This is a genomic window from Brucella sp. 22210 (assembly GCF_052045675.1).
Classification (GTDB): domain Bacteria; phylum Pseudomonadota; class Alphaproteobacteria; order Rhizobiales; family Rhizobiaceae; genus Brucella.
Window position 1 is genome coordinate 142576 of the sequence record NZ_JBQEPD010000010.1, and the last position, 22691, is coordinate 165266.

The following is a 22691-nucleotide window of genomic DNA, read 5'->3' on the forward strand; positions in this document are numbered from 1 at the left end:
ATAGCCAGAGGAACCGCGACGATTGACCGGGCCGCTTGTCGGCGGTCAAAAAGCGGGCAGGACCAAGAAGCTTTCGGGGATCAAAACCGAAGATGGGTTGCGGTCGCAACCCATCTTCTGGAGAGGGAGATTAGCGGATATCCGCGCCGATCCACTTTTCGGAGATAGCCTTATAGGTGCCGTCGGCCATCATGTCGTCCAGAGCTTTCTGCATGGCAGCGGCAAGTTCCGGATTGTTCTTGCGCACGGCAATGCCGATGTCGTAGCGCGGCAGCTGGTCATCCTTGACCTGCTTGATGGGCGCGTTGCTCTTGGAGATGGCAACCAGAACCGGCACGTCGTCAGCGACAACCGCATCGATACGGCCCGAACCGAGGTCGAGCAGCATTTCCGGCAGGCCCTTATAGGTGCGCACGTCGTATTTGCCTTGTTCGCGGACCCACTTTTCAGAGGTTTCGCCAAGCGTCACGCCGATGGTCTTGCCTTCAAATTCCTTGAGCGAGGTGGCAGCGTCGTCCTTGCGGACGAACAGCGCCAGACCCGAACGATAGTAAGGGCCGACAAAGGCAATGGCCTTCTTGCGTTCTTCGGTGATGCCCATCGAACCGACGATGGTGTCGTAACGGCCGGTGACGAGACCGGCGATGATGCCGTCCCATGCGGTGGCGACGATTTCCGGCTCGACCTTCAGGCGGTGTGCGATTTCAGAACCGACATCGACGTCGAAGCCGACGACCTTGTTGGATTCATCCACAAAGCTGAAAGGAGGGAAAACGCCGGACAGGGCAATGGTCATCTTGCCGGCCTTCTGGATCTTATCCAGATCGTCGGCCTTGGCCGCGGTCATGGAAAAGCTGAGGCCGAGCGCCAGAAGCGCTGTCGAGAAAAATTTCGCGGTATTCATGTAGGTCAGTTCCCCAGTAAAAGCCCCGGATATCGGGACCGTGAAATCGCCGTTTGCATGCGCTTGTTTTCGTGACCTTGTGACCGGTCCAAGCAGAGATTGGCCGGGGCTGTCCGTGTGTTTCCATCGCGTTCGACGTCTGGAAACCACCTGGGCAATCCCCTTGGCGAAAATCAATATCTGCAATCAGATTGACAAAAAAGAACATAAAGTGATTATTTTTATAAATAACTGCCGATATAGGCAGGCGTACTTACTAAAAAGAAAGAGGGGACATGGACGAACTCGACAAAAGATTGATCACGGAATTGCGTATCAATGGCCGCGCATCGGTGCCACAGCTGGCCGAGCTTCTGGGGGTGGCGCGCGCGACAGCTCAAAAGCGTCTCGACCGCATGGTGGCCAATGGTGACATCAAGGGCTTCACGGTCCGTGTGCGCGACGATATCGGCAAGGACCAGATCAGGGCTTTCATGCTGATCGAAATGTCAGGCTCATCGCTCAAATCGACAATCAGCGCGATCAAGCGCGTGCCGGGTCTGACGGGTCTCTTCAACACGAACGGCATGTGGGATGTGATTGCCGAACTGGAAGTGGCGACCATGTCTGAACTCAACGAGGTGATCTCGACGATCCGTTCGCTTCAGGGCGTCAGCAAAAGCGAGACCAACATCATGCTTGGTCCCGCCTGAACCTGCTCAGTCATTTTCGACCAGATTGGCATAGACCAGATAGCGAAGCGGTCCGGGTGTGATTGCGTCGAAAGGGTAACAGGTCGCCAATACGAGATGTTTTCCTGTCGCCTGCGGGTCGATCGGCGCTTCGTCCCAGCGGGCGACGGCCATATGCGTCGTGCGATAGGTGACGATCTTCCCGTCGCGCCGCGTGATGCGGATCAGGTCGTTCGGCTCGACATTTTTCAGGAAGGCGAAATGGGTGTCGCGGTGCGCGGCATAGACTGCGGTGCCCCGATCTCCTGCTTCAGGTGTGTTGTCGAGATGCCCCGGGCCGAAGGCAAGCGCCTGACCGCTCGCGCCCTTGAGCGCAATTGCTGCAGTTTCCAGTCGCGGAACTTCGATGCGTGCAACCGGCCATGTATCCGCCCAGCTCCATGGCTTGACTGGCACGCCGGTCGCGACACTCTGTGTAAAGGCGCGTTCCAGCAGGATCTGCGCGGCAAAGGCCTTGGCGTGGATCCATATGCCCTGACCGGCGAGGACCAGACCGCCTGCAATCAGAAGGCAGGCGAGGAGTGTCGAGAGGGAGCGCGCAAGCGCGCCCCCTTTGAGGATGGACTGATGATTACTCATGGCTGCCTGCCTTTTCACGACGTGTGAACCAGAAGAGAAGTGCACCGACCAGCACAGCGAGCAATCCCTGAAGCATCAGAAGGGTTGCAGGTGTCGCCGTTTGTGGCAGTGGAAGGCTCGGAGAAACCGGCGACGGAGCGGCCTGCGGCTCGGCTTGGCGATTGACGCTGCTCCACTCGGCGGTTTCGCTTTCGGTTGACTGTCCGGCATTCGCATCGCGGGTTGCGCCGATACCGAGCAAGGTGCGGTAGTCCCAGCCAGCAGGCAGATGCAGCGGAATATCGGCCTGGGTCAGCGGTATATTGGCAGCGCGGGACGGGGTTACATCCACAGCAACGAGACTGGTCAGGCGCGTCACCAGATGATGATCGAGCGCCAGCCGCAGGATGCGGGCGTCAGCAGCGTCCTGGCTGATCGAACCGAGCGTAGCTTCAACCTCTGCATCGTCAATCTTGCGGCGCGCCCAGATTTTGGAAATGCCTTCCGCGCTGCTGGCCTGATCGAGCGGTAGTGTCACGGTCCACGGGTGGTCGCCAACCATGCCGTTGATGGTCACTTCGCCAGTCGCCTTGCCCATGCGGGCAGCGATGACAAGCGGCTCGCCGCGATAAAGGTCGGGCAGCAATGTCGGCGTGAGGCTCACATTCTTTTCGGAAAAAGTGGCCCGGATATCTGTGACGGCGGGGTTTTCCAGCTTGTCGAACAGGGCGCGCATGCGTTCGTCGACTTCCGCGGTCGAACCGATATGGGTGAAGCTGCCACGACCAAGTTCGGCGGCGCGGTTCATCAGATAGCTGTTCGGGGCCGAACCGATGCCGACCATGAAGATGCGCGAGCGTCCACGCCGGGCGGCAATTGTATCGAGAAGCTGCTGTTCGTTGCTCACTTCGCCATCGGTCAGAAACACGATCTGACGCAGGCCCTTGCTCTGGTGGCTGTCATCAAGAGCGGCGTGCAGCGGCGGCAGCATTTCCGTGCCGCCGGAGGCTTCCAGCTGGCCGACAAAGCTGCGCGCGGCGGTGACGTTCTCGCCGGTTGCGGCAACGCTGTCCGGGAAGAACTTGGTCAAAGTGTCGTCGAAGCGGATGACATTGAAATGGTCGTTCGGTTCCAGTCGCGACAGGGCATAGTCGAGGCTGGCTTTCGCCTGCGCCATGGAGGTGCCGCCCATCGAACCCGAATTATCGATCACGAAGACAATCTCGCGGCTGGTCTTTTTGGGCGCTGCCAGAACCGGCGGTGTGACATAGGCAAGCACATAGTCGTCCTTGCCGACCTGCTCGCGAAACAGACCGACGGTTGGCGTGGCGCTTGCCGCAGCGCCCCATTCGAGCACGAAGTCGTGGTCGGCAATGGCATCGCCCTGCAGTGTGATCTGGCGTGCCTCGCCATTCAGCCGGTCGATCTTGACGGGGTGATAGAGGCTCTTCAGATCATCGACCGGGAACCCGGCGTCCAGCTTGATTGCAAGCGTAACCGGATTGGTCCGGGTGCTGTCCGGTCCGGTCAGTGACGTATGGATCGGTGCGTTATCGGTGGTCTGCGCCGTGCTGGTGGTGGACTGACCCCAGCCACCATTCAGTTCTGCGCGCTGGTCGATGGCGGCCTTGTCCTGCGGATTGTAGCGCGGCGCAACGACCAGTGGCACGCGCAGCGAAAAGCGGTTATCGGCCAGACGAACGGCCTGCTGATATTCGATCTGCACGACGACCTTTTCATGCGGGCCGATATTGGCAACGGCATTTGTGAAGACGTTGGGCCGCTGCTGCTCAACCAATGCGGCCTTTTTGCCTTCGCTGCGGGCCTGCTCGTAAATGGCGCGTGCGGCCTGCTTTTCCTTGATGTCGGCCACGACAACGCGATTGCCGATGATCATTTTCAGCGAGTAAACCGCGCTATCTTCGGGTAGTGGAAACACATAGAGCGCTTCAACCCAACCATTGGTGGGGTTTTCGAAAGCCTGGGTAAGACGCGCCCGTGCTGTCGGGCCGCTGACAGTGATGTCTACATCGGTGGCAAGGCGCGGGGCTTCGACATATTGTCCGGCCTGTTCGGTCTGCATAAGCAGGCTGCCCGATTCCACCTCATTCGGCGTCACGAAAGCGGTTGTCTCCGCGCGCGCCTGCAAGGGGTGAAACAGGGCGAAGATAACGGCCAGTGCGGGGAGCAGGATAGCGTTCCCAAACCATAGAAGCTGGCAGAAGCGGACGAGAAAATTTCGCCGATCCCTTTGATGTGAAACAGTGATTGCGGTGTGCATGACAGGCTCCCTTCCTCGATGGAGTTACTGGAGCGATTGTCTGCAAGGCGCTGTTTCCTCGCCAGCGTCAGCTTTGACCTCTTTCGTCCGCATCTTGCCGCAAACCGTCTTGCCGCTGGCGGACATGTGTGGAATTGTGAAAGAAAGTACGCAATCAGGAAATTGGCGCATGGTCCACGGGGACCCTTATCTGTCGGAAAATCAAAGCAGTAGCGTTGCGGCGCGGGTTCGCGAGGAAATCGCGCGACGGCGTATTTCGCGCCAGCGACTCGCGGATGATGCGCGGATCAGCCTTTCAACGCTGGAAAAAGCGCTGTCGGGGCATCGACCTTTCACGCTTGCCACCATCATCCGGCTTGAACAGGCGATGGGCGTAGCTCTGCGTGAGCCGGGCGGGGTGCTGGCACCGAAAGCCGGGGATGCCGCCGAGCGCGCCGTCACAAACGGCTATGGCAGCGGCCATGCGCCCGAGGAACTGGGGGCCTATTCGCGGCCTGCCGTTTCGTGGCTGGAGGGAACCTATCTGACCCTGCGCCCGTCCTTCGGCGACCCGGATGCGATCTTTGCCTATTGCACGGAAATCGTCTGGGACGATGAAGGCACGCGGCTGCGGTTTCGCGAGCGCGAGCGCACCGACGCCTCCTTTTCGCAGCACGGCTCAATATCCGTCCCGCATTTGTCCGGGCACATCTATCTCGTCACCAATACATCCGGGCAATATCGGATGGTGGTTCTGTCACGGCCCAGCATTACCGGCGAGATGTTCGGCCTGCTGACGACCTTGCGGGCCGGGCAGGGCGCACAGCTGACGCCGGTTTCAACACCATTGGTGCTTTTGCCGCTATCGACCTTCACGGAGCCGACCTTTGGGCGTGTCGCCAGAGGCGATGATCATTACAGCGCTTACGCGGCCATATTGGGCAAAGTGCTGGCTGATAATTATGCGGCCTTTGTCAGCCAAAGCTGACAACATTCTATTCGCTTGAACGCCTTCCCGTCTTGTGCCAGCATTCAGGTGGAGGAGGATGGTCATGGTGTCGACCCTGTCGCACATCAAGGAGATTGAGCGCGTCGCCATGGGCGGGGCCTCGGATCGCGATCGCCCTGTTATTCAATCCTGGCTGCGCTGCCTCAATGATTATCGGCTTAATCCTGCCCAGACGCAGGAAGCCTATATTGTCCCCGACACATTGCTGCGGGAGCATCGTGAGCAGTCGGAAGAACTCATCCGCATCGGGCGCACCGGTCTTGAAGCGCTGTTCAGACAAGTCGCTGATCAAAGCTATGTCCTGCTGCTGTCGGATGCGCGTGGCGTCACTGTGGAATTCATGGGCGACCCCACATTCGACAATCAGCTGCGCAAGGCAGGCCTTTATCTCGGATCGGAATGGTCAGAAGACAGGGCGGGAACCTGCGCCGTCGGGGCCTGCATGGTTTCGGGCAAGCCCGTCATCATCCATCAGGACGATCATTTCGACGCCTGTCATATCGGCTTGACCTGCACGGCTGCGCCCATCTTCGATACGTTTGGCGATCTGTCGGCGGTGCTCGATATTTCGCAACTGCGCTCGCCGACTGCGAAAGCCAGCCAGCAGCTGGCGCTGCATCTGGTTGCTTCAACGGCGCGGCGGATCGAGCTTGCCAATCTGATGACCAGGGCCCGCGAGGATTGGGTTCTGCGTCTGGCAAGATTGCCGGATTTTCTTGATGTCGATCCCGATGCAGCGATTACGATTGATGGCAGCGGTACGATTACCGGCATGACGCATGGCGGTTTTGGTGCGGTCGCACGCGGTATGAACCTGAGCACAATCTCAACCAGGGACTTTATCGGGAAACCCATTTCCAGTGTGTTTGATATCGATATTGATCAGCTTCCGGCGCTGATGCGCGGACGGCCCAATGGCGAGCGCTTGCTCCGGGCGCGCAATGGTCTGGCGCTGTTTGCCAGCGCCATTGCGCCTGTCAGCAGTTTCCGCGCACCTGCGACCAGCGTCTCCGTGCGTTTGCCTGCGGCCTTGCGCCAGTTGAGTTTCGGCGACCCGGCCATGGAGGCGCTTCAGGCCCGTGCGGCCAAACTGGCGGACCGGCATATCCCCATTCTCATCAAGGGCGAAACCGGCAGCGGCAAGGAATATCTGGCGCGCGCCATTCATGACAGCAACGCCAAACCCGGCCCCTTCATGGCTGTCAATTGCGCGGCAATACCGGAACAACTGATTGAATCCGAATTGTTCGGCTATGTGCCCGGCGCTTTCACGGGTGCGATGCAGAAGGGAAAGACCGGGCTTATCGAGGCGGCCAATGGCGGCACGCTGTTTCTGGACGAGATAGGCGACATGCCGCTTGCGCTGCAAAGCCGCCTGCTTCGGGTTCTGTCCGAAAGCGAAATCCAGCCTGTCGGTGCGCTGAAGCCGAAGCCGGTCAAGTTCCGGCTTTTGTCGGCATCACATCGCGATCTGGCTGCGCTCGCTGTCGAAGGGCGTTTTCGTGAAGATCTGCTCTATCGGCTCAATGCCGCCACGCTGACCTTGCCGTCGCTGCGACAGAGGAAGGATTTCGACAATCTGGTCGATCATCTTCTACGCCGTATCGGGGAAGAAGAGGGCGAGACGATCACGCTTGATCGCGCCGCGAGAAAGGTACTGGCGGGCTATGGCTGGCCGGGAAATCTGCGTGAACTCGACAATACGTTGCGTGTTGCAGCCGCAATTGCAACAGATGCAACAATCACCATCGATTGTCTGCCCGAACATTTTCCGGCCGAAATCGCCATGGGAAACGGCCGCACGGATCAACAAGCCTTGCGCCGTGAGCTTGACGCATGCGGCAACAATATTTCCGCGCTGGCGCGAAAACTCGGAGTCAATCGGTCGACGATCCATCGTCGTTTGAAGCAGACACACTGACGGTGCAACAGTTGCAACAGCTGTTGCATAAACCCTGTTGCATCGGTTCAAGCTGCATTCTTTCTTCTAAATAAAATAACGAATAAACAATGGCTTAGAACATAGGTCGCAACTGGCACGCAGTTTGCTATTTCCTCCTTTGACGCAACTGGAGGAGAAATATATGCGTGCGTTGCGCTTTTATGCTGCCAAGGATCTGCGCGTTGAAGACGTGCCGGCGCCGGTCGATCTTGGCGCGGATCAGGTTCTGATTGAAAACCGCTTTTGCGGCATCTGCGGGACCGATCTGCACGAATATGCCTATGGTCCGATTTTCATTCCGACTGAACCGCATCCCTTCACCAAGGCAAGTGGTCCTCAGATTTTGGGCCATGAATTTGGCGGCGTGGTCAAAGCCGTGGGGGCTGATGTTCACCACGTGAAGGTGGGCGACCGCGTGTCGGTACAACCGCTCATCATGCCGCGGGCAGGCGACTATTTTGCTGATCGTGGGCTTTATCATTTAAGCACCAGTCTGGCGCTAGCGGGGCTGTCCTGGCATTCGGGCGGCATGGCCGAACAGGCCTTGCTCAACAGCTATAATGTCCAGCCCATTCCCGACGACCTCAGCGATGAAGAGGCGGCGCTGATCGAGCCAACGGCAGTTGCAGTTTATGCCTGTGACCGTGGCGGCGTGACGGCTGGCAACAGCGTGCTTGTCACGGGCGCTGGTCCCATCGGCATTCTGGTGGCGATGGCGGCGCGAGCCGCGGGCGCTTCGCAGATATTCCTGTCCGATCTGAACGAGACACGCTTGCAGCTCGCGCGCGAAAAACTGGGTGACATTCGCACCATCAATCCGAAATCGGAAAATGTCGGTGATGTGGTCCGAGCGGAAACCGAAGGCAATGTCGGCTGTGATGTGGCTATCGAATGCGTCGGCAATGAACATGCCTTGAAGAACTGTACTGATGCCGTTCGCAAGCAGGGCGTTGTGGTGCAGACCGGCCTTCACCCGCATGAAAACCCGCTCAACTGGTTCGATGTCACGTTCAAGGATATCGATATTCGCGGCTCCTGGGCCTATCCCACCCATTACTGGCCGCGTGTCGCAAGGCTGATTGCGAGCGGCCAAATCCCAGCAAAGAAGATCGTTACCAAGACAATTGCGTTGGAGGACGCTGTTGCCGAAGGTTTCGACCGCCTGCTCGACCCGGCGGGTACGCAGCTCAAAATTCTGATCGATCTCAAAAGGTAACGCATTTCACTGCCGGGCTTGGGAGAGCCCGGCGTCAACATCTATGGGAGGAAATTGCAATGCTTGAGAAAACACCAAATGTCCGCGTGCAGGCCTTTCTCGACAAGTTCGGCGCAGCACTTGAAGCGGGCCGGATCGATGAAGCGGTTTCGATGTTTGCCGATGATTGCTACTGGCGCGATCTGGTCGCCTTCACCTGGAACATCAAGACTGTGGAGGGTCATGATCAGGTGCGCGATATGCTGCAATCGCAATTGCAGCTTGTGAAGCCGACAAAATGGCTCGTCGCAGCAGGGGAGACAGCGACGGAAGCCGATGGCGTCACCGAAAGCTGGATCTCGTTTGAAACTGAAGTTGCGCGTGGTTACGGTCTCATTCGCCTGAAGGGTGGCAAGATATGGACCCTTCTCACTGTCATGTCGGAGCTGAAGGGTCACGAGGAAAAATCCGGCTTTACCCGCCCGTTAGGCGCGAAGCACGGTCAGGATCTTGGCGCCAAGACTTGGAAGGAAGAGCGCGAGGAAGAGGCCCGCACACTCGGCTATGACACGCAGCCCTATGTGCTGGTGATCGGCGGCGGGCAGGGCGGTATTGCGCTCGGCGCACGCCTGCGCCAGCTTGGCGTGCCGACCATCATCGTCGAGCGCAATGAGCGCCCTGGCGATTCATGGCGCAAGCGCTACAAGTCGCTCTGCCTGCATGATCCGGTCTGGTACGATCATCTGCCCTATATCGACTTCCCGAAAAACTGGCCGGTCTTTGCACCGAAAGACAAGATTGGCGACTGGCTGGAATTCTACACCAAGGTGATGGAGTTGAATTACTGGACGCGTTCCACGGTGAAGTCCGCGCAATGGAACGAGGACAAGAAGGAATGGTCTGTCGTCGTGGACCGGGACGGCGAGGAAGTCGTTCTGCGTCCAAAGCAGCTTGTCTTCGCGACCGGCATGTCGGGCAAGGCGAATATTCCAAGCGTCAAAGGACAGGACCGCTTCAAGGGCGAGCAGCAGCATTCGTCCCGCCATCCGGGGCCGGACGGTTTCAAGGGCAAGAAGGTCGTTGTCATCGGGTCGAACAATTCGGCGCATGATATTTGCGCAGCGCTGTGCGAAGCGGGCGTGGATGTGACCATGGTGCAGCGCTCATCGACCCATATTGTTCGCTCCGAACCGCTGATGAAGCACGGGCTTGGCGCACTTTACTCGGAAGAGGCTTTGCAAAACGGCGTCACCACCGCCAAGGCCGATCTGATCTTCGCGTCGCTGCCTTATCGCATCATGCACGAGTTCCAAAAGCCCATCTATGACAAGATCCGCGAGATCGATGCCGACTTCTATGCCGCGCTTGAAAAGGCCGGCTTCCAGCTGGATTTCGGCTCGGACGGTTCGGGCCTGTTCCTCAAATATCTGCGGCGCGGCTCCGGCTATTATATCGATATCGGTGCTTCGCAACTCATCATCGACGGCAAAATCAAGCTTGCCTCGGGGCAGATTGATGAGATCACCGAGAATTCGGTCCGGCTCGCCAACGGGACAGAGCTGCCCGCCGATCTGATCGTCTATGCGACGGGCTACGGTTCAATGAACGGCTGGGTTGCCGATATCATCGATCAGCAGACGGCGGACAAGGTCGGCAAGGTCTGGGGTCTGGGTTCGGAGACGCCCAAGGACCCAGGCCCATGGGAAGGTGAGCAGCGCAATATGTGGAAGCCGACGCAGCAGGAGGCGCTGTGGTTCCATGGCGGCAACCTGCACCAGTCGCGGCATTATTCGCAATATCTGTCGCTGCAACTGAAAGCCCGCATGGAGGGCATCGATACGCCCGTCTATGAATTGCAGGCGGTGCATCACCTGCGTTGAAGTAGATTGTGAAAACGCCCTGCCCGGTCGACTGCCGGGCAGGGTTTTGTTCAAGCACCTATGGTCTTGTTTGCGGATGCGCGGATTGCAGCGCTGAGCGCGCGCAGCGCAGCTTTTGCCTGTTGGTCGTGCACATTGGTGTAGAGCAAGACATCTCGCGACGGCAGCGGGGGAAGGCCCGCTTGCGGCCCGATATCAATGGTTCCCGCCGGTGCAACCCGGCGACCCAACGCCGCGACGGCCAGTCCGGCTGATGCGGCTGCACCGACCGTCATGACGCCGCCGCCAACAAAGGCTTCCGTCCACGGAATATGTGCCGCATCCAGCGCATCTGTGGTCATGCTGCGCACATTGCAAGGCGCTGCCTGTGTTGCCAGACGCAAGGGTTCACCCTTGCGATATTCAAAATCGGGCGTTGCCATCCACCCGAAGGTTTCTTCCAGTATTTTCTCGCCATCGCGCCGGATGTTGTCGTGGTGCAGGACAATGGCTGCGTCGAGAAGACCGCGCTCGAAATCTGCCAGCGTATCGCGAGAGGTGGCTATCCGCATCTCCAGTACAAGGCCGGGCTCGGCGCTGCCTAGGCGCTTCAGCAACAAGGGCAGCTCCGCACCGACGATATGATGACTGATGCCGACGACCAGACGGCGAGGATCGAGGTCGAAACAGGCGATGGCCTCCTCATGCGCCGCCACCAGTGCGCGGGCACGCGGTAAGAAGGCGTCGCCATCGGCTGACAGGCGAACGAGCCTTGGCGTGCGCTCCAAAAGCTTGCGTCCGATGCCGTCTTCGAGACGCTTGATCTTCAGGCTCACCGCGGCTTGCGTTGTGTTGAGCGCCTCCGCGGCGCGGGTGAAGCTGCGAAGCTCGGCGGTCAGAACGAAGGCGCGGGTGGCCTCGATATCCAGTCCCTTCATGGCTATACCATTGCAATTTGTTATCATTGAAACATCTAATGATATTCTATTCAAATGTTCGGTCGATGGCTACCTTTCTTTGCATGATGCACGACATGCAAGGACATGGGTCATGATTATTGCCAATTACGGCCACCGGCTGCCATCAAACTACGATATCAATCTGATCCGGGAACGGGCTCGCGAGCGCGGGAAACTATGGGATTCCACACCGAGGCTGCTTTTCAAGGCTTTTCTCCTCCGCGAAAGTGGGGCACTCGGCGCGACGGCCAATCACTATTCCTCGCTCTATCTGTGGCAGGACGATGCGGGTTTTCGCGATTTTCTTGTCTCGGGCGCTTACAAGACTGTGACGGACAGTTTTGGCCGTGCGGATATTGCGACGGCCTTCGCACTTGATGCCCGCAAAGGTGCCGCGCGGGAAGCGCGCTTCCTGCATAAGGAAGAGATTGCCGTTCCGGTCGACAGTGAACTGACCGAGGTGATCGCCGCGGAGATTGAGCGCAATCGTCTGTTGGCCGGACAGGCAACGACTGTAGCGGCTACCGTCGGACTGGACCCGCTCAACTGGAAACTCACGCGGGTGCTGGTCTCGTCGGAACAGCCTGAACCGACGGCGCAAGGTATTGCGTTTGAAGTCCTGCATTTCGCTCGCCCGCTTCTGGAGATTTTGCCGGGAGCAGACCTGTGATGAAGAGGCAGAACGATGATGCGGATGCAGTTTCCGCAAGGCAGATAGTGCTCGCCCATTGCGCGGCTATTCTTGCGACAGCCCTTCTGGTGCTGGCCTTGGCCTTGGCGCTCGTTCCTATCGGTACGGCTCTGACGTCTGTGTGATCCGAACCAGACACCGCTCACATGCACAAAAAATGGCCAGAGCTTGCGCCCCGGCCATTTTCGTTTGGACTCTCTGCCTGCCTAATTAAGCGGCAAGAGCTTCATCTTCCGAGGTCGGAACTTCGGAAATGGTCTTCAGCACCTGGGAGGCGATCTGGTATGGGCAGCCCTGCGAGTTCGGGCGGCGATCTTCAAGATAGCCCTTATAGCCGTTCTTGACGAAGGAATGCGGAACGCGGATCGAAGCGCCACGGTCTGCAACGCCGTAGGAGAACTTGTTCAGCGGGGCCGTTTCGTGCTTGCCGGTCAGGCGCAGATGGTTATCCGGGCCGTAGACGTCGATATGGTCCTGCAGGTTCTTGTCGAACTGGGCCATCAGCGCTTCGAAATAGTCCTTGCCGCCAACTTCGCGCATGAATTTGGTCGAGAAGTTGCAATGCATGCCCGAGCCGTTCCAGTCGGTGTCGCCCAGCGGCTTGCAATGGAATTCGATGTCGATTTCATACTGTTCGCAAAGGCGAAGCAGAAGGTAGCGCGCCATCCAAATCTGGTCGGCGGCGTTCTTCGAACCCTTGCCGAAAATCTGGAATTCCCACTGGCCTTTGGCCACTTCGGCGTTGATGCCTTCGTGGTTGATGCCAGCGGCGAGGCACAGGTCGAGATGTTCTTCAACAATCTTGCGGGCAACCGGGCCGATATTGCTGGAGCCGACGCCACAGTAATATGGACCCTGCGGGGCAGGGAAGCCGTGCTCAGGGAAGCCGAGCGGGCGGCCATTCTGGTAGAGGAAATATTCCTGTTCGAAGCCGAACCAAGCATCGTCGTCTTCGAGAACGGTTGCGCGGCTGTTCGATGCATGCGGCGTGACGCCATCCGGCATCATGACTTCGCACATCACAAGCACGCCGTTCGTGCGGGCCGGATCAGGATAGATAGCGACTGGCTTCAGTACGCAATCGGAGCTGCGGCCTTCGGCCTGCATCGTCGACGAACCGTCGAAGCCCCAGAGCGGCAGTTGCTCGAGCGTCGGGAACGCATCGAATTCCTTGACCTGTGTCTTGCCACGCAGGTTCGGTGTCGGAGTGTAACCGTCTAGCCAAATGTACTCGAGCTTATACTTTGTCATCGCCTAGTCTCTTTTATGATGGGTATTGAACCAACACAGTAGGGGCAGCCACCATCAATATGCTCTTCCCTGCTTCTGCCTATTGAAATGCAAGTGTCATGCCAGTTTCACAAAGGGCGATCTTTTTGTGGAGATGACTAGCCTATATGTTTGAAAAGACGAGATTTATTGAGGAGCTAAAATTTTGGCCTTCATCCCACGGGTGGGGAATGGAGATCAGCCCGGCAGGCAATGGAGAGGCTTTGAGAATGACGTTGATTATTATTTAGGCATTCGTCTAAATAATCGCCATTTCATGGTGGTGCATTAAGCGTAAAAAAAGGGCGAAGCTGCAGCTCCGCCCTTTGTTGCATGCATTGAGTGGCGCTTTCGCTTTTTGTCAGTCGAAAGGCATCAGAGCGTGTTCTTGTGAATGCGCCCGTCCTTCATAATGACCGCCATAGTCTCCGCTGGCTTTTCCAAGGCGTGGATATCTTCAAGCGGGTTGGTGTTCAAAACCAGAATATCCGCAAGCGCGCCCTTCTCAATAACGCCGAGCTTGCCCGGATAGGGATTGCGTAAATTGGAAAGGGTGAGGAGTTCCGCATTGCCGGAAGTGGCCATGCGCAGCGCCTCGGCATTCGAATACCACTGGCTGAGATGGGTGAGCATGAAACTCTGCCGGGGCGCCAGCTGGGGTGAAAACAAGATGTCCGATCCCCAGGCAGTTTTGACCCCGTGCTTCCGGATCAGCTCATACATCTTGGGCGTTGCGGCAAACAGCTGCTCTGCTCTTTCGGCCGAGGGGCCGCTTAGTGTCCCGGTATCCGCCGCGCTCATGAACGGCTGCGTGCTAAGCCAGACATTCTTGTCGACAAACATCCGCGCGGTTTCGTCGTCCATCAGATGCGCATGTTCGATACAGCCCACGCCAACATTCAGCGAGCGTTGCACCGTGTGCGGTGCATAGGCATGCACAGTCATATAGGTGTTCCAGTCGCGCGCCACGTCATTGGCGGCGCGTATCTCGTTTTCGTCGAAAGTCGACATATCAAGCGGGCTGCGCGGTGATGAAACGCCGCCGCCGCCGACCAGCTTGATCTGAGATGCGCCCTGCATCAATTGCTCGCGCACGCGCATCTTGAGGCTGCCCGCATCGTCCACGATAGCCGCGCCGCCGATCTTCTCGCCGAGGCTGAGTTCGTTTCCACTACGTGGGACTTCAAAAGGCATTCTCAGGTCGCCATGTCCACCCGTCGTGGTGATCATTGCGCCGGATGGATAAATGCGTGGACCCGGAATGATGCCATTATCAATCGCCTGTTTGAATGTGAACACCGGTCCGCCCATGTCGCGAACGGTCGTAAAGCCGCGCTCAAGCGTGCGTGCAGCCTCCGCCGTTGATGAGGCGAATATGCCTGCGGGATCGCCGGTCAGCAGGACATTCAACGGAACGGCTGCATAAAGAGTGTGCCAGTGCGCATCGATCAGGCCGGGCATGAGAACGCGACCGCCGCAATCCACCACGGTCGCGTCGGCGGGCGGTGCACTGTTTGTCGTATCCACGGCAACGATTTTGTTGCCCTCGACCAGAATCTGGACGTCGTCGCGCAGATTATCAGACTTGCCGTCAAACAATTTGACCTGTCGGAACAAGGTCTTGGTCGTCGCGCCTGTCGTCTGGGCATAGAGCGTCTTCGGCGCGGCTGCTGCGATCGCCGTAGCTCCAAGCCCTGCAAGGAATGATCGGCGTGAAAAACTGTCTAGTCGGCGGGAAACCTGTTGCAAGGCGGGGCTGAGACAAGAGCAGCCGGAGCCATGGACGAAGGATTGATATTTTTGTCCCAGCCGAAACATAACAATTCCTCCCTTGTTACCTGATCGGTAAATTACAATAGCATTGAATGCTATTCAGGTGCGTTCAACTTGGCTTTGTTCCAGGTGATGCTTTCGGATTTTCGGTCAGGTCGCCGGACGGTTCGTCCCAGAGAAGCGGCGTGTCATTGGACATCAGCGTGGCGATCCACGCCAGTGATGGCGATGCAGCGCAAAAGACAATGACGGCGATCAGGATCGGAACGCCGATGAAAGCGCCCGCAATGCCCCACATGAAGCTCCAGAAGAAGACGGCGAATATAACCGCGAATGGCGAGATCGACAGCGAGGCTCCGGCCAATCGCGGTTCAAGATAGCTGCCAATGACAAACTGGATGACGTTGAGGCTGAGAAATACCACGATGGCAAATTGCCAGGAGTCGAACTGCACGATGGCGAATAGCGTCGGCAATGTCGTTGCAAAGAGCGGACCGAGCACTGGAATATAGTTGAAGGAGAAAGCGATAGCGCCCCATGCGGTCGCCAGTTCCAGCCCTGCGCCAAGCGCGAAAAGCCAGACAATCAGGCCGGTAAGCACGCTGGCAAATGTGCGCACCAGCATATAGCGCCGCAGTTTCGCGCCGATGATGCGGTCGCAAAGCAGGATGGTCTTGCCATAGGGCTGGGCATAGGGCGAAGTGAGGCGCTTGTTGAAGTCATCAACTTCCAGCAGGCCAAGCATCAGGAAGATGAAGACGAGAAGCAGGAAGCCGGCAAAACTGTTCAGCCGTCCCGCCATGCCCTGCATGAAGCGGACTGCCCAAAGAACATCGAAGCGGTCTGCCAATGGCCCGACAAGTGCAATGCCATGTTCTTCCAGCCAGTCGGTCCAGCCGAGATAAATGCTCTGCAAACGGTCGGCATTGACGAAGAACCATTGTCCGAGCTTGCTGATACCCCAGACGAGCGACGATCCGACGGCGATCATCACCGCCATGGAAACCACGAGGGTTATCAGCAAAGCGAGGCCGCGCGGCATATAACGTTGCAGGATGGACTGGCACGGCCACACCATGGCGATGATGAACAGCGCGAAAACAAGCGGCGCAAAAACCGACTGCGCCACATACATCAAGGCAAGTATAAGTATGGCCGGTACGATGACGCCGACTGTCCGCGTGCTTTCTGTCATGCTACGAGCACCTCGCCATGGGTTGGCGTGGTGCTGAAGCAAATCCGGTCAGTTCGACAGCGACCTGTCATGACCGCAACTCAGTAGTCGACAGCGTCGCGAATGATCGGGCAGGTCATGCAATGGCCGCCGCCGCGTCCGCGTCCAAGTTCCGCGCCGGTGATGGTGATGACCTCGATGCCTTGCTTGCGCAGCAGCGTGTTGGCATAGGTGTTGCGGTCATAGGCAAAGACCACGCCGGGGGAAGCGCAGACCAGATTGGCGCCGCTGTCCCATTGTGTGCGCTCACGCATGTAATCATTGCCGCCGGTTTCGACGACGCGCATCTTCTTCAGGCCTAGCGCATCGCGAACGGTATCGACGAAGCTGCCCTTGTCCTTGTGCAGCTCGACGCCGCCCTTGCCGTCAGGGCGATAGGAGAAGGCATCGATTCCGTCGACAATATCCGGATAGATCAGCACGCAATCCCGATCAGCGAAGGTGAACACCGTATCGAGATGCATTGCAGCGCGCAGTTTCGGCATGGCCGCAACGATAACGCGTTCCGCCCCACCTTTGGCAAACAGGGCTTGCGCGACCTGACTGATCGCCTGCCGGGAGGTGCGTTCACTCATGCCGATGAGCACATTGCCCTTGCCAATAGGCATCACATCGCCGCCTTCCAGCGTGGCCAGGCCCCAATCCTTCGTCGGGTCACCCCACCAGACATTGACGTTACCTGCAAAGTCTGGATGGAACTTGTAGATGGACGATGTGAGAATTGTCTCTTCATGGCGGGCTGGCCAGTAGAGCGAATTGAGCGTCACGCCGCCATAGATCCAGCAGGTGGTGTCGCGTGTGTAGAGCGTGTTGGGCAGCGGTGGCAGCAGATATTCATTGGCCCCGGCGGCATCGCGGATCAGCGCAAGCTGCTCGCCGCCAATTGCCTCGGGAAACTCGGTCGTCGACAGGCCGCCGATCAGCGTTTCCGCCAGTTCGCGGTTGGATAGGCCTTCGAGATAGGAGCGTACTTCATCGATCAGACCAAGCCCGATCTGGTTCGGTACGATCTGATGGTCGAGAATCCATTTCTTCGCTTCCGGTACGGCCAGCGTTTCGGCAAGCAGATTGTGCATTTCCAGCACTTCAATGCCGCGATCACGCATCTTGGTCATGAAGTCGAAATGGTCGCGCTTGGCATTGTCGACCCACATGACATCATCGAACAGCAGATCGTCGCAATTGCTTGGTGTCAGGCGCTGGTGGGCGCGCCCCGGCGCGCAGACAAGCACCTTGCGCAGTTGACCGACTTCAGAATGTACACCAAGCGGAGTGCCGTTTGTCATGGTGCTTGAACCTCCCTACGCGTGATTATTCGCCGATTGACTCAATGTGTGATGAGGCCTGTCATCAGACCGTAGAACCCGATCAAACCCGCAAGCACGGTTATGCCGAAGATCACGAGTTCGACCGTGGTGAAGAGCTGCACTTTCTGTTCGCGCCGCGCCCAGAAATAGAGGATCGTGCCCGGCACGAAGAGAACCGCCACGAGCAGAACATATTTGAGCCCGGCGGCGACGAACATGAAGATGGTGTAGATGGCCGCAATCCACGCAAAAGCCTGATCGCGTCCACGTCCGCCTTCGCCCGGCGCGTAACCTTCCCCACGACGGGCAACCAGAATGCCGTAACCGGCCACGAGCAGATAAGGCAGAAGCGAGGTCACGCTCGTCATGTCGAGCATGAAGTTGAAGGCATCCTGCGACCAGTAGGTCGAGATGACGAACAGCGAGACGACGATATTGGTCAACCACAGCGCATTGGCCGGAACCCGGTTGTTGTTTTGCGCGGCGAACATTTTCGGCATGTCTTCCGATTTCGCGGCGGCAAACAGAACTTCGGCGCAGATCAGCGACCATGCGAGATAAGCGCCGAGAACCGAAACCAGCACGCCGATCGAAATGAACACCGCCCCCCAATGGCCAGCCACCGTTTCAAGAACGCTGGCAAGCGACGGTTGCTGTACGGCGGCAATGGCGGATTGCGGCATGACGGCATAGGGCAGCAGCGTGACTGCAACCATAAGGCCCAGCACGCCAACAAAGCCGAGAATGGTTGCCGTGCCGACATCGGAGCGTTTCTTGGCGAAGCGGGAGTAAACGCTCGCGCCTTCGATACCGATGAACACGAAAACGGTGATCAGCATCGTGTCGCGCACCTGCGCGATTAGCGGCTTGGCGGGCATATCGGGGCCGCCGAAGAAGTTCTCGGCAAACTGATCGTAGTTGAATGCAAAGATCAGCACGAGAATGAAGACGATGATCGGCACGATCTTGGCCACGGTGACGATCGTGTTGATGAATGTCGCCTGTTCGACACCGCGCAGGATCATCAGGTGAAACGCCCAGATGCCGATGAGCGACACGACAATGGCTGGAATACTGCTGCCGTCGCCGAAAATATCGGGAAAGAACCGGCCAAGCGTAGAGCCGATCAGCACCCAGTAAAACACGTTGCCGAGACAACTGCCGAGCCAGTAGCCAAAGGCCGACAGGAAACCCATATAGTTGCCGAAACCGGCTTTGGCATAGGCAAAGACGCCGGAGTCGATATCGGGTTTTTTCTCGGCTAATAACTGGAAGACGCGCGCCAGCATATACATGCCGGTGCCGGCGATCAGCCAGGCAATGATGGCCCCGAACGGGCCGGTAGCCGCGCCAAAACGACCGGGTAGGTTGAAGATGCCTGCGCCGACCATTGAACCCACAACCATGGCAGTGAGCGCGAGAAGCGGAAGTTTTTGATTGTCGCCTGACGCCATAGTCCCCTCTCATTACGTAACGAATAAGAACAAGATACGAAAGCAGTTCTGGGCAGATGATCGAGCAGTCTGATATGGACGAGAGTTAGCTAAAAAGTCCCTGTTTATTAGCTGTCCCGAAGCTACTGCATGTCAGATGATAAGTAAACCGCCAAGACGTCGATAGCAGACGCTAATAAGGCATATGTTTCAATCCGGTACAGACATATTTAAGGATCAATAGGCGCGCAATAGCGTTCGTCAAGGCCAGTATCGGGAAATAAATCCACTATAAATTTGTTCGCCTTGGCTGCGCCTCGAGATCAGCGATTCCGGGGCTGGAAAGGTACTTTTGGAGAGTACCTGTCAGCGGCGCTCCACCATTTGCGACTTGGCGATGACCTTGACCACCCAATCAGCAAAGACGCGCAAACGATTGCTGAGATGTCGGTTGGGCGGATAGACCAGATAAATCGGCATCGGTTCGATCTGCCAGTCTTCGAGGACTGGCCGCAACGTGCCTTTTTCCAGATCCTCCTGAACCATGAACAGGGGCGCTTGTGCGACGCCCAGACCGGCGCGGACTGCCGCCAGATAGGTGGTCGATTCATTGGCGGCCACAACGTAGCGCCCGTTGATCTCGACTTCCTCCGTGCCGCGCTTGAAGTGAAACGGCATTTGCTGCCCGGTCGAGGGTCGGAAATAGCCGACCGCATAGGTGTTGCTGGCAAGGTCCGACGGGTGGTGCGGCGTAGAACAGCGATCCAGATATTCGGCGGAAGCACAGGCAATGAAATGCATGTCGCCAATGCGCCGCGCGATCAGCGACTGGTCGGTCAACTCGCCGATGCGAATGGCGCAATCTACATTCTCCGCCACATAATCGACCGGGCGATCCGATACGCCGAGATCGATCTGGATATCGGGATAGCGCTGGTGAAACTCGATCAGGGCGGGAATGACAATCAAATTGGCGACGGCGCTCGCCATTTCCACGCGCAGGCGACCTTTGGGCAAGGTCTGTGCGCTGGACAGGCTGCCGTCGAGTTCCTGCAAATCGGCCAACAGGCGGGCCGCACGCTCATAGTAAAGTGCGCCGTCCGGTGTTACGAGAACACGACGGGTGGTGCGATTGAGGAGTTTTGCGCCCAGATGGGCTTCCAATCCCTGAATGAGATTGCTGATGGTTGCCTTGGGCATGCTGAGTGACGCGGAGGCGCGCGTAAAGTTTCCGGTTTCAACAACCCGGAGAAAGGCGCGCATGGCCGAGAGTTGGTCCATTGATCAATAACCGTCATTGTTCGAGATTTTGGATAGTGTAACCAATCCAGGGGGACTATTCCAGATAATAGACAATGCTAATATCTGACCATGGCGGTTTGCCGCTAGACATGAAAGCTAAGAAAGATGTGCGAGAAGTTTACGGTTGAAACAATGCAGGCTGGCAATTGCGCCTGCACGGCACGCATTTATCGCTGCGCCAAATTGCTTTCACCGCCACCTGTGGTGCTGCATCTCCATGGTGGGGCTTTCTCAGCTGATTGTCCAGATGCCTGCGAGGGTGTCGCCGAAGCTCTTGCCGATGCGGGAGCGGTGGTCGTCTCGCCGGAATATTCGTCGGCCTGTCTCAACCCGTTCCCGGCGGCGCTTGAGGTGGCCTATGCCATTCTGACTTCGATGCGTGCGCGTTGCCCGGAATTTGCACACAAGAAGTCGATGCTGTTCGTTGCCGGTGAAGAGGCGGGCGGCAATATTGCAGCCGGTTTGGCGCTTATGGCGCGAGATCAGAATCTGACGGATCTCAAAGGTCAGATATTGCTTTCGCCCATGCTCGATCCTTGCCTTGCGACGGCATCTTTCCGCAAATACTGCCCGGAAAGTGCGGTGCAGACAATGTCGGATGGCTGGCAGCATTATCTGGGTCAGTGCGGTGGGTTTACCCACCCCTATGCCGCGCCTGCGCTGTGTACGCGTCTTGCCGGTCTGGTGCCGACACTGCTCGTCACTGGTGCTGAATGCCCGATGCGTGACGAGACCCAGGCCTATGCCGAGCGGCTGCGTCAGGCAGGCGTCAAGGTTCAGTCCCATGTCCTGCCGGGTCAGGCTGGCTGGATACCGGAAAGCACCGTGGCCGACCGCGAGTGGCCGCCACAGAAAGAAGCCCTTACTGGCCTGTTTTCGGATTTCTTCCGGCGGGCTGGTGCAAAAGCAATACCAGCATAACGTCGGTTCAAAAGTCCTCCCAAGCTTTGTTCTGACGATCAGAATGTAGCCGGCTCCGACCGGCAAGGAGATACAACATGACGTCGATCATTGGACGCCGGGCCCTGTGGGGCGCCGGCCTGAGTATCCTATTGTCTGCAGCTGGCGGTGGCGCCATTCTCTTTGGCGCTCCCCATCTGAAGGCGGACGCAGCGACAGATATATCCGCGCCTCCGCCTGCCGTGCCGGTTTCAGTCGCCAAGGCGGAGTCGCGCCGCATTTCGACCTGGGAAGAATTTTCGGGCCGCCTTGAGGCAATCGAGCGTGTGGAAATTCGCCCGCGTGTCGGCGGTGCTATTCTGAAAGCGCATTTCCGTGAAGGAGCGCTGGTCAAGCAGGGCGATCTGCTTGTCACCATTGATCCAGAGCCTTATGCGGCAACGGTTGAAAAAGCCAAGGCGCAGGTTTCCGCCGAGGAAGCGCGCGTGGCGTTGGCGAAGACGGAACTGGATCGCGGTCGCCAGCTTGTAACCACCCGCACGCTCGCCCAGAGCGGGCTGGACCAGCGGTCGAGCGCCTTTGACGAGGCGCAGGCAAGCCTGCGTTCTGCCAAGGCGGCACTTCGCTCCGCTGAACTCGACCTTCAATATACGGAAGTGCGCGCGCCGATTTCTGGTCGCGTTGGACGTCTGGAAGTAACCGCTGGCAATCTGGTTGCCGCCAGTTCCGCTTCGCCGGTGCTCACCACGCTTGTGTCTGTCGATCCGATCTATGCAAGCTTCAGCGCCAATGAAGAGGTTGTCACCAAGGCTCTTGCCAAGCTTGCCGCATCGCCGGGCGGCAACGCCATTGAACGTATCCCCGTTCAGATTGGTACAGCCGCCGATGATGGCACGCCAATTGCCGGACATATCCAGCTGATCAACAATGAAGTGGACGCCACCACGGGCACGATCCGTGTGCGCGCCGCCATCGACAATCCGGATGGCAAGCTCATTCCCGGTCAGTTTGTGCGCATTCGCTTCGGCGAGCCGGAACCGGACGAAAAGCTGGTGGTGAGCGACCGTGCCATTGCCTCCGATCAGGACAAGAAGTTTGTCTTCGTCGTGGGTGCGGACAACAAGGTCGAATACCGGCAGGTGGTGCTCGGTCGCAATTATGATGGCTTGCGCATTGTCGAAAGCGGCCTGAAGGCTGGCGAAAACATCGTTGTCAACGGCCTGCAACGCATTCGTCCGGGCGTGGTCGTCGCACCGCAGCCCGTCACTGAAACACTTGCCAAGAATTAACTGAAACGGCGCGTCTGACGACGCGCGCGAAACGCAAAAGCTCAGCCTATTCAACCCGCGAGAACGCATGTTTTCG

Annotated in this window: 19 protein-coding genes; 9 read left to right on the plus strand and 10 right to left on the minus strand. The window is 58.0% G+C overall.

Annotated features, from left to right (window positions below; all coding sequences use genetic code 11):
* Positions 1–130 precede the first annotated feature (130 nt).
* A complete protein-coding gene (locus ACTJKP_RS14775) occupies positions 131–904 on the minus strand; it encodes an ABC transporter substrate-binding protein (RefSeq protein ID WP_440631173.1) in 774 nt (257 codons plus the stop codon).
* Between the two features lie 275 nt (positions 905–1179).
* Here ACTJKP_RS14775 and ACTJKP_RS14780 point away from each other — a divergent pair, with 275 nt between their 5' ends.
* Positions 1180–1596, plus strand: a complete 417-nt coding sequence (locus ACTJKP_RS14780) for an Lrp/AsnC family transcriptional regulator (protein WP_078338246.1) — start codon at positions 1180–1182, stop codon at positions 1594–1596.
* Between the two features lie 6 nt (positions 1597–1602).
* Here ACTJKP_RS14780 and ACTJKP_RS14785 read toward each other — a convergent pair whose 3' ends face one another.
* Positions 1603–2214, minus strand: coding sequence for a class GN sortase (locus ACTJKP_RS14785; RefSeq protein WP_440631174.1), 612 nt, complete (start codon positions 2212–2214; stop codon positions 1603–1605).
* Positions 2207–4474, minus strand: a complete 2268-nt coding sequence (locus tag ACTJKP_RS14790; protein WP_440631175.1) for a marine proteobacterial sortase target protein — start codon at positions 4472–4474, stop codon at positions 2207–2209. Before ACTJKP_RS14790 ends, ACTJKP_RS14785 begins: the two co-directional genes overlap by 8 nt.
* A gap of 169 nt (positions 4475–4643) precedes the next feature.
* On the opposite strand from ACTJKP_RS14790, the gene ACTJKP_RS14795 reads away from it, so the two are divergent.
* The 4 genes from ACTJKP_RS14795 to ACTJKP_RS14810 all read left to right on the plus strand — a co-directional run bounded on the left by ACTJKP_RS14795 (position 4644) and on the right by ACTJKP_RS14810 (position 10479).
* Positions 4644–5441 (plus strand): helix-turn-helix domain-containing protein, encoded by a 798-nt coding sequence (locus tag ACTJKP_RS14795; protein WP_440631176.1) that lies wholly within the window; start codon positions 4644–4646, stop codon positions 5439–5441.
* A 64-nt stretch (positions 5442–5505) separates the two neighbouring features.
* Positions 5506–7383, plus strand: a complete 1878-nt coding sequence (locus tag ACTJKP_RS14800) for a sigma-54-dependent Fis family transcriptional regulator (protein ID WP_440631177.1) — start codon at positions 5506–5508, stop codon at positions 7381–7383.
* Positions 7384–7546: 163 nt separating this feature from the next.
* The gene (locus ACTJKP_RS14805; protein WP_440631178.1) at positions 7547–8620 is read left to right on the plus strand and encodes a 2,3-butanediol dehydrogenase; all 1074 of its coding nucleotides are present in this window, start codon (positions 7547–7549) and stop codon (positions 8618–8620) included.
* A 59-nt stretch (positions 8621–8679) separates the two neighbouring features.
* The gene (locus ACTJKP_RS14810) at positions 8680–10479 is read left to right on the plus strand and encodes an NAD(P)/FAD-dependent oxidoreductase (protein ID WP_440631179.1); all 1800 of its coding nucleotides are present in this window, start codon (positions 8680–8682) and stop codon (positions 10477–10479) included.
* A gap of 50 nt (positions 10480–10529) precedes the next feature.
* Here ACTJKP_RS14810 and ACTJKP_RS14815 read toward each other — a convergent pair whose 3' ends face one another.
* Positions 10530–11396: a LysR family transcriptional regulator gene (locus tag ACTJKP_RS14815; RefSeq protein WP_440631180.1), complete on the minus strand. Its 867-nt coding sequence runs from the start codon at positions 11394–11396 to the stop codon at positions 10530–10532.
* A 112-nt stretch (positions 11397–11508) separates the two neighbouring features.
* Here ACTJKP_RS14815 and ACTJKP_RS14820 point away from each other — a divergent pair, with 112 nt between their 5' ends.
* Entirely contained in the window at positions 11509–12087 is a 579-nt protein-coding gene (locus ACTJKP_RS14820) for a DUF4865 family protein (RefSeq protein WP_440631181.1), read from the plus strand.
* Positions 12087–12233 (plus strand): hypothetical protein, encoded by a 147-nt coding sequence (locus ACTJKP_RS14825; RefSeq protein ID WP_440631182.1) that lies wholly within the window; start codon positions 12087–12089, stop codon positions 12231–12233. The genes ACTJKP_RS14820 and ACTJKP_RS14825 overlap by 1 nt, the downstream gene beginning before the upstream one ends.
* 85 nt (positions 12234–12318) lie before the next feature.
* Here the strand turns inward: ACTJKP_RS14825 and ACTJKP_RS14830 are convergent, their stop codons facing one another.
* From ACTJKP_RS14830 to ACTJKP_RS14855, 6 genes are all read right to left on the minus strand, one after another.
* Entirely contained in the window at positions 12319–13359 is a 1041-nt protein-coding gene (locus tag ACTJKP_RS14830) for a glutamine synthetase beta-grasp domain-containing protein (protein WP_182521272.1), read from the minus strand.
* A 393-nt stretch (positions 13360–13752) separates the two neighbouring features.
* Complete coding sequence (locus ACTJKP_RS14835; protein WP_440631183.1) at positions 13753–15195, minus strand: amidohydrolase family protein; 1443 nt, start codon at positions 15193–15195, stop codon at positions 13753–13755.
* Positions 15196–15259: 64 nt separating this feature from the next.
* The gene (locus ACTJKP_RS14840) at positions 15260–16345 is read right to left on the minus strand and encodes an AI-2E family transporter (protein WP_440631184.1); all 1086 of its coding nucleotides are present in this window, start codon (positions 16343–16345) and stop codon (positions 15260–15262) included.
* An 80-nt stretch (positions 16346–16425) separates the two neighbouring features.
* Positions 16426–17670 carry an arginine deiminase gene (gene arcA / locus ACTJKP_RS14845; protein ID WP_078338257.1) on the minus strand — a complete coding sequence of 415 codons (1245 nt, stop codon included), beginning with the start codon at positions 17668–17670 and terminating at the stop codon, positions 16426–16428.
* Positions 17671–17711: 41 nt separating this feature from the next.
* The gene (locus tag ACTJKP_RS14850; RefSeq protein ID WP_078338258.1) at positions 17712–19145 is read right to left on the minus strand and encodes a basic amino acid/polyamine antiporter; all 1434 of its coding nucleotides are present in this window, start codon (positions 19143–19145) and stop codon (positions 17712–17714) included.
* 345 nt (positions 19146–19490) lie between these two features.
* The gene (locus tag ACTJKP_RS14855) at positions 19491–20405 is read right to left on the minus strand and encodes a LysR family transcriptional regulator (RefSeq protein WP_078338259.1); all 915 of its coding nucleotides are present in this window, start codon (positions 20403–20405) and stop codon (positions 19491–19493) included.
* 126 nt (positions 20406–20531) lie between these two features.
* Between ACTJKP_RS14855 and ACTJKP_RS14860 the strand changes: the two genes are divergently transcribed.
* The gene (locus tag ACTJKP_RS14860; protein ID WP_440631185.1) at positions 20532–21347 is read left to right on the plus strand and encodes an alpha/beta hydrolase; all 816 of its coding nucleotides are present in this window, start codon (positions 20532–20534) and stop codon (positions 21345–21347) included.
* A 77-nt stretch (positions 21348–21424) separates the two neighbouring features.
* Complete coding sequence (locus ACTJKP_RS14865) at positions 21425–22615, plus strand: efflux RND transporter periplasmic adaptor subunit (RefSeq protein WP_440631186.1); 1191 nt, start codon at positions 21425–21427, stop codon at positions 22613–22615.
* Positions 22616–22691: the final 76 nt, after the last annotated feature.

Excerpts from the sequence above, each read along its gene's own strand:
- ACTJKP_RS14775 (WP_440631173.1), bottom strand. The coding sequence starts at position 904 with ATGAATACCGCGAAATTTTTCTCGACAGCGCTTCTGGCGCTCGGCCTC.
- ACTJKP_RS14780 (WP_078338246.1), top strand. The coding sequence starts at position 1,180 with ATGGACGAACTCGACAAAAGATTGATCACGGAATTGCGTATCAATGGC.
- ACTJKP_RS14785 (WP_440631174.1), bottom strand. The coding sequence starts at position 2,214 with ATGAGTAATCATCAGTCCATCCTCAAAGGGGGCGCGCTTGCGCGCTCC.
- ACTJKP_RS14790 (WP_440631175.1), bottom strand. The coding sequence starts at position 4,474 with ATGCACACCGCAATCACTGTTTCACATCAAAGGGATCGGCGAAATTTT.
- ACTJKP_RS14795 (WP_440631176.1), top strand. The coding sequence starts at position 4,644 with ATGGTCCACGGGGACCCTTATCTGTCGGAAAATCAAAGCAGTAGCGTT.
- ACTJKP_RS14800 (WP_440631177.1), top strand. The coding sequence starts at position 5,506 with ATGGTGTCGACCCTGTCGCACATCAAGGAGATTGAGCGCGTCGCCATG.
- ACTJKP_RS14805 (WP_440631178.1), top strand. The coding sequence starts at position 7,547 with ATGCGTGCGTTGCGCTTTTATGCTGCCAAGGATCTGCGCGTTGAAGAC.
- ACTJKP_RS14810 (WP_440631179.1), top strand. The coding sequence starts at position 8,680 with ATGCTTGAGAAAACACCAAATGTCCGCGTGCAGGCCTTTCTCGACAAG.
- ACTJKP_RS14815 (WP_440631180.1), bottom strand. The coding sequence starts at position 11,396 with ATGAAGGGACTGGATATCGAGGCCACCCGCGCCTTCGTTCTGACCGCC.
- ACTJKP_RS14820 (WP_440631181.1), top strand. The coding sequence starts at position 11,509 with ATGATTATTGCCAATTACGGCCACCGGCTGCCATCAAACTACGATATC.
- ACTJKP_RS14825 (WP_440631182.1), top strand. The coding sequence starts at position 12,087 with ATGAAGAGGCAGAACGATGATGCGGATGCAGTTTCCGCAAGGCAGATA.
- ACTJKP_RS14830 (WP_182521272.1), bottom strand. The coding sequence starts at position 13,359 with ATGACAAAGTATAAGCTCGAGTACATTTGGCTAGACGGTTACACTCCG.
- ACTJKP_RS14835 (WP_440631183.1), bottom strand. The coding sequence starts at position 15,195 with ATGTTTCGGCTGGGACAAAAATATCAATCCTTCGTCCATGGCTCCGGC.
- ACTJKP_RS14840 (WP_440631184.1), bottom strand. The coding sequence starts at position 16,345 with ATGACAGAAAGCACGCGGACAGTCGGCGTCATCGTACCGGCCATACTT.
- arcA (WP_078338257.1), bottom strand. The coding sequence starts at position 17,670 with ATGACAAACGGCACTCCGCTTGGTGTACATTCTGAAGTCGGTCAACTG.
- ACTJKP_RS14850 (WP_078338258.1), bottom strand. The coding sequence starts at position 19,145 with ATGGCGTCAGGCGACAATCAAAAACTTCCGCTTCTCGCGCTCACTGCC.
- ACTJKP_RS14855 (WP_078338259.1), bottom strand. The coding sequence starts at position 20,405 with ATGGACCAACTCTCGGCCATGCGCGCCTTTCTCCGGGTTGTTGAAACC.
- ACTJKP_RS14860 (WP_440631185.1), top strand. The coding sequence starts at position 20,532 with ATGTGCGAGAAGTTTACGGTTGAAACAATGCAGGCTGGCAATTGCGCC.
- ACTJKP_RS14865 (WP_440631186.1), top strand. The coding sequence starts at position 21,425 with ATGACGTCGATCATTGGACGCCGGGCCCTGTGGGGCGCCGGCCTGAGT.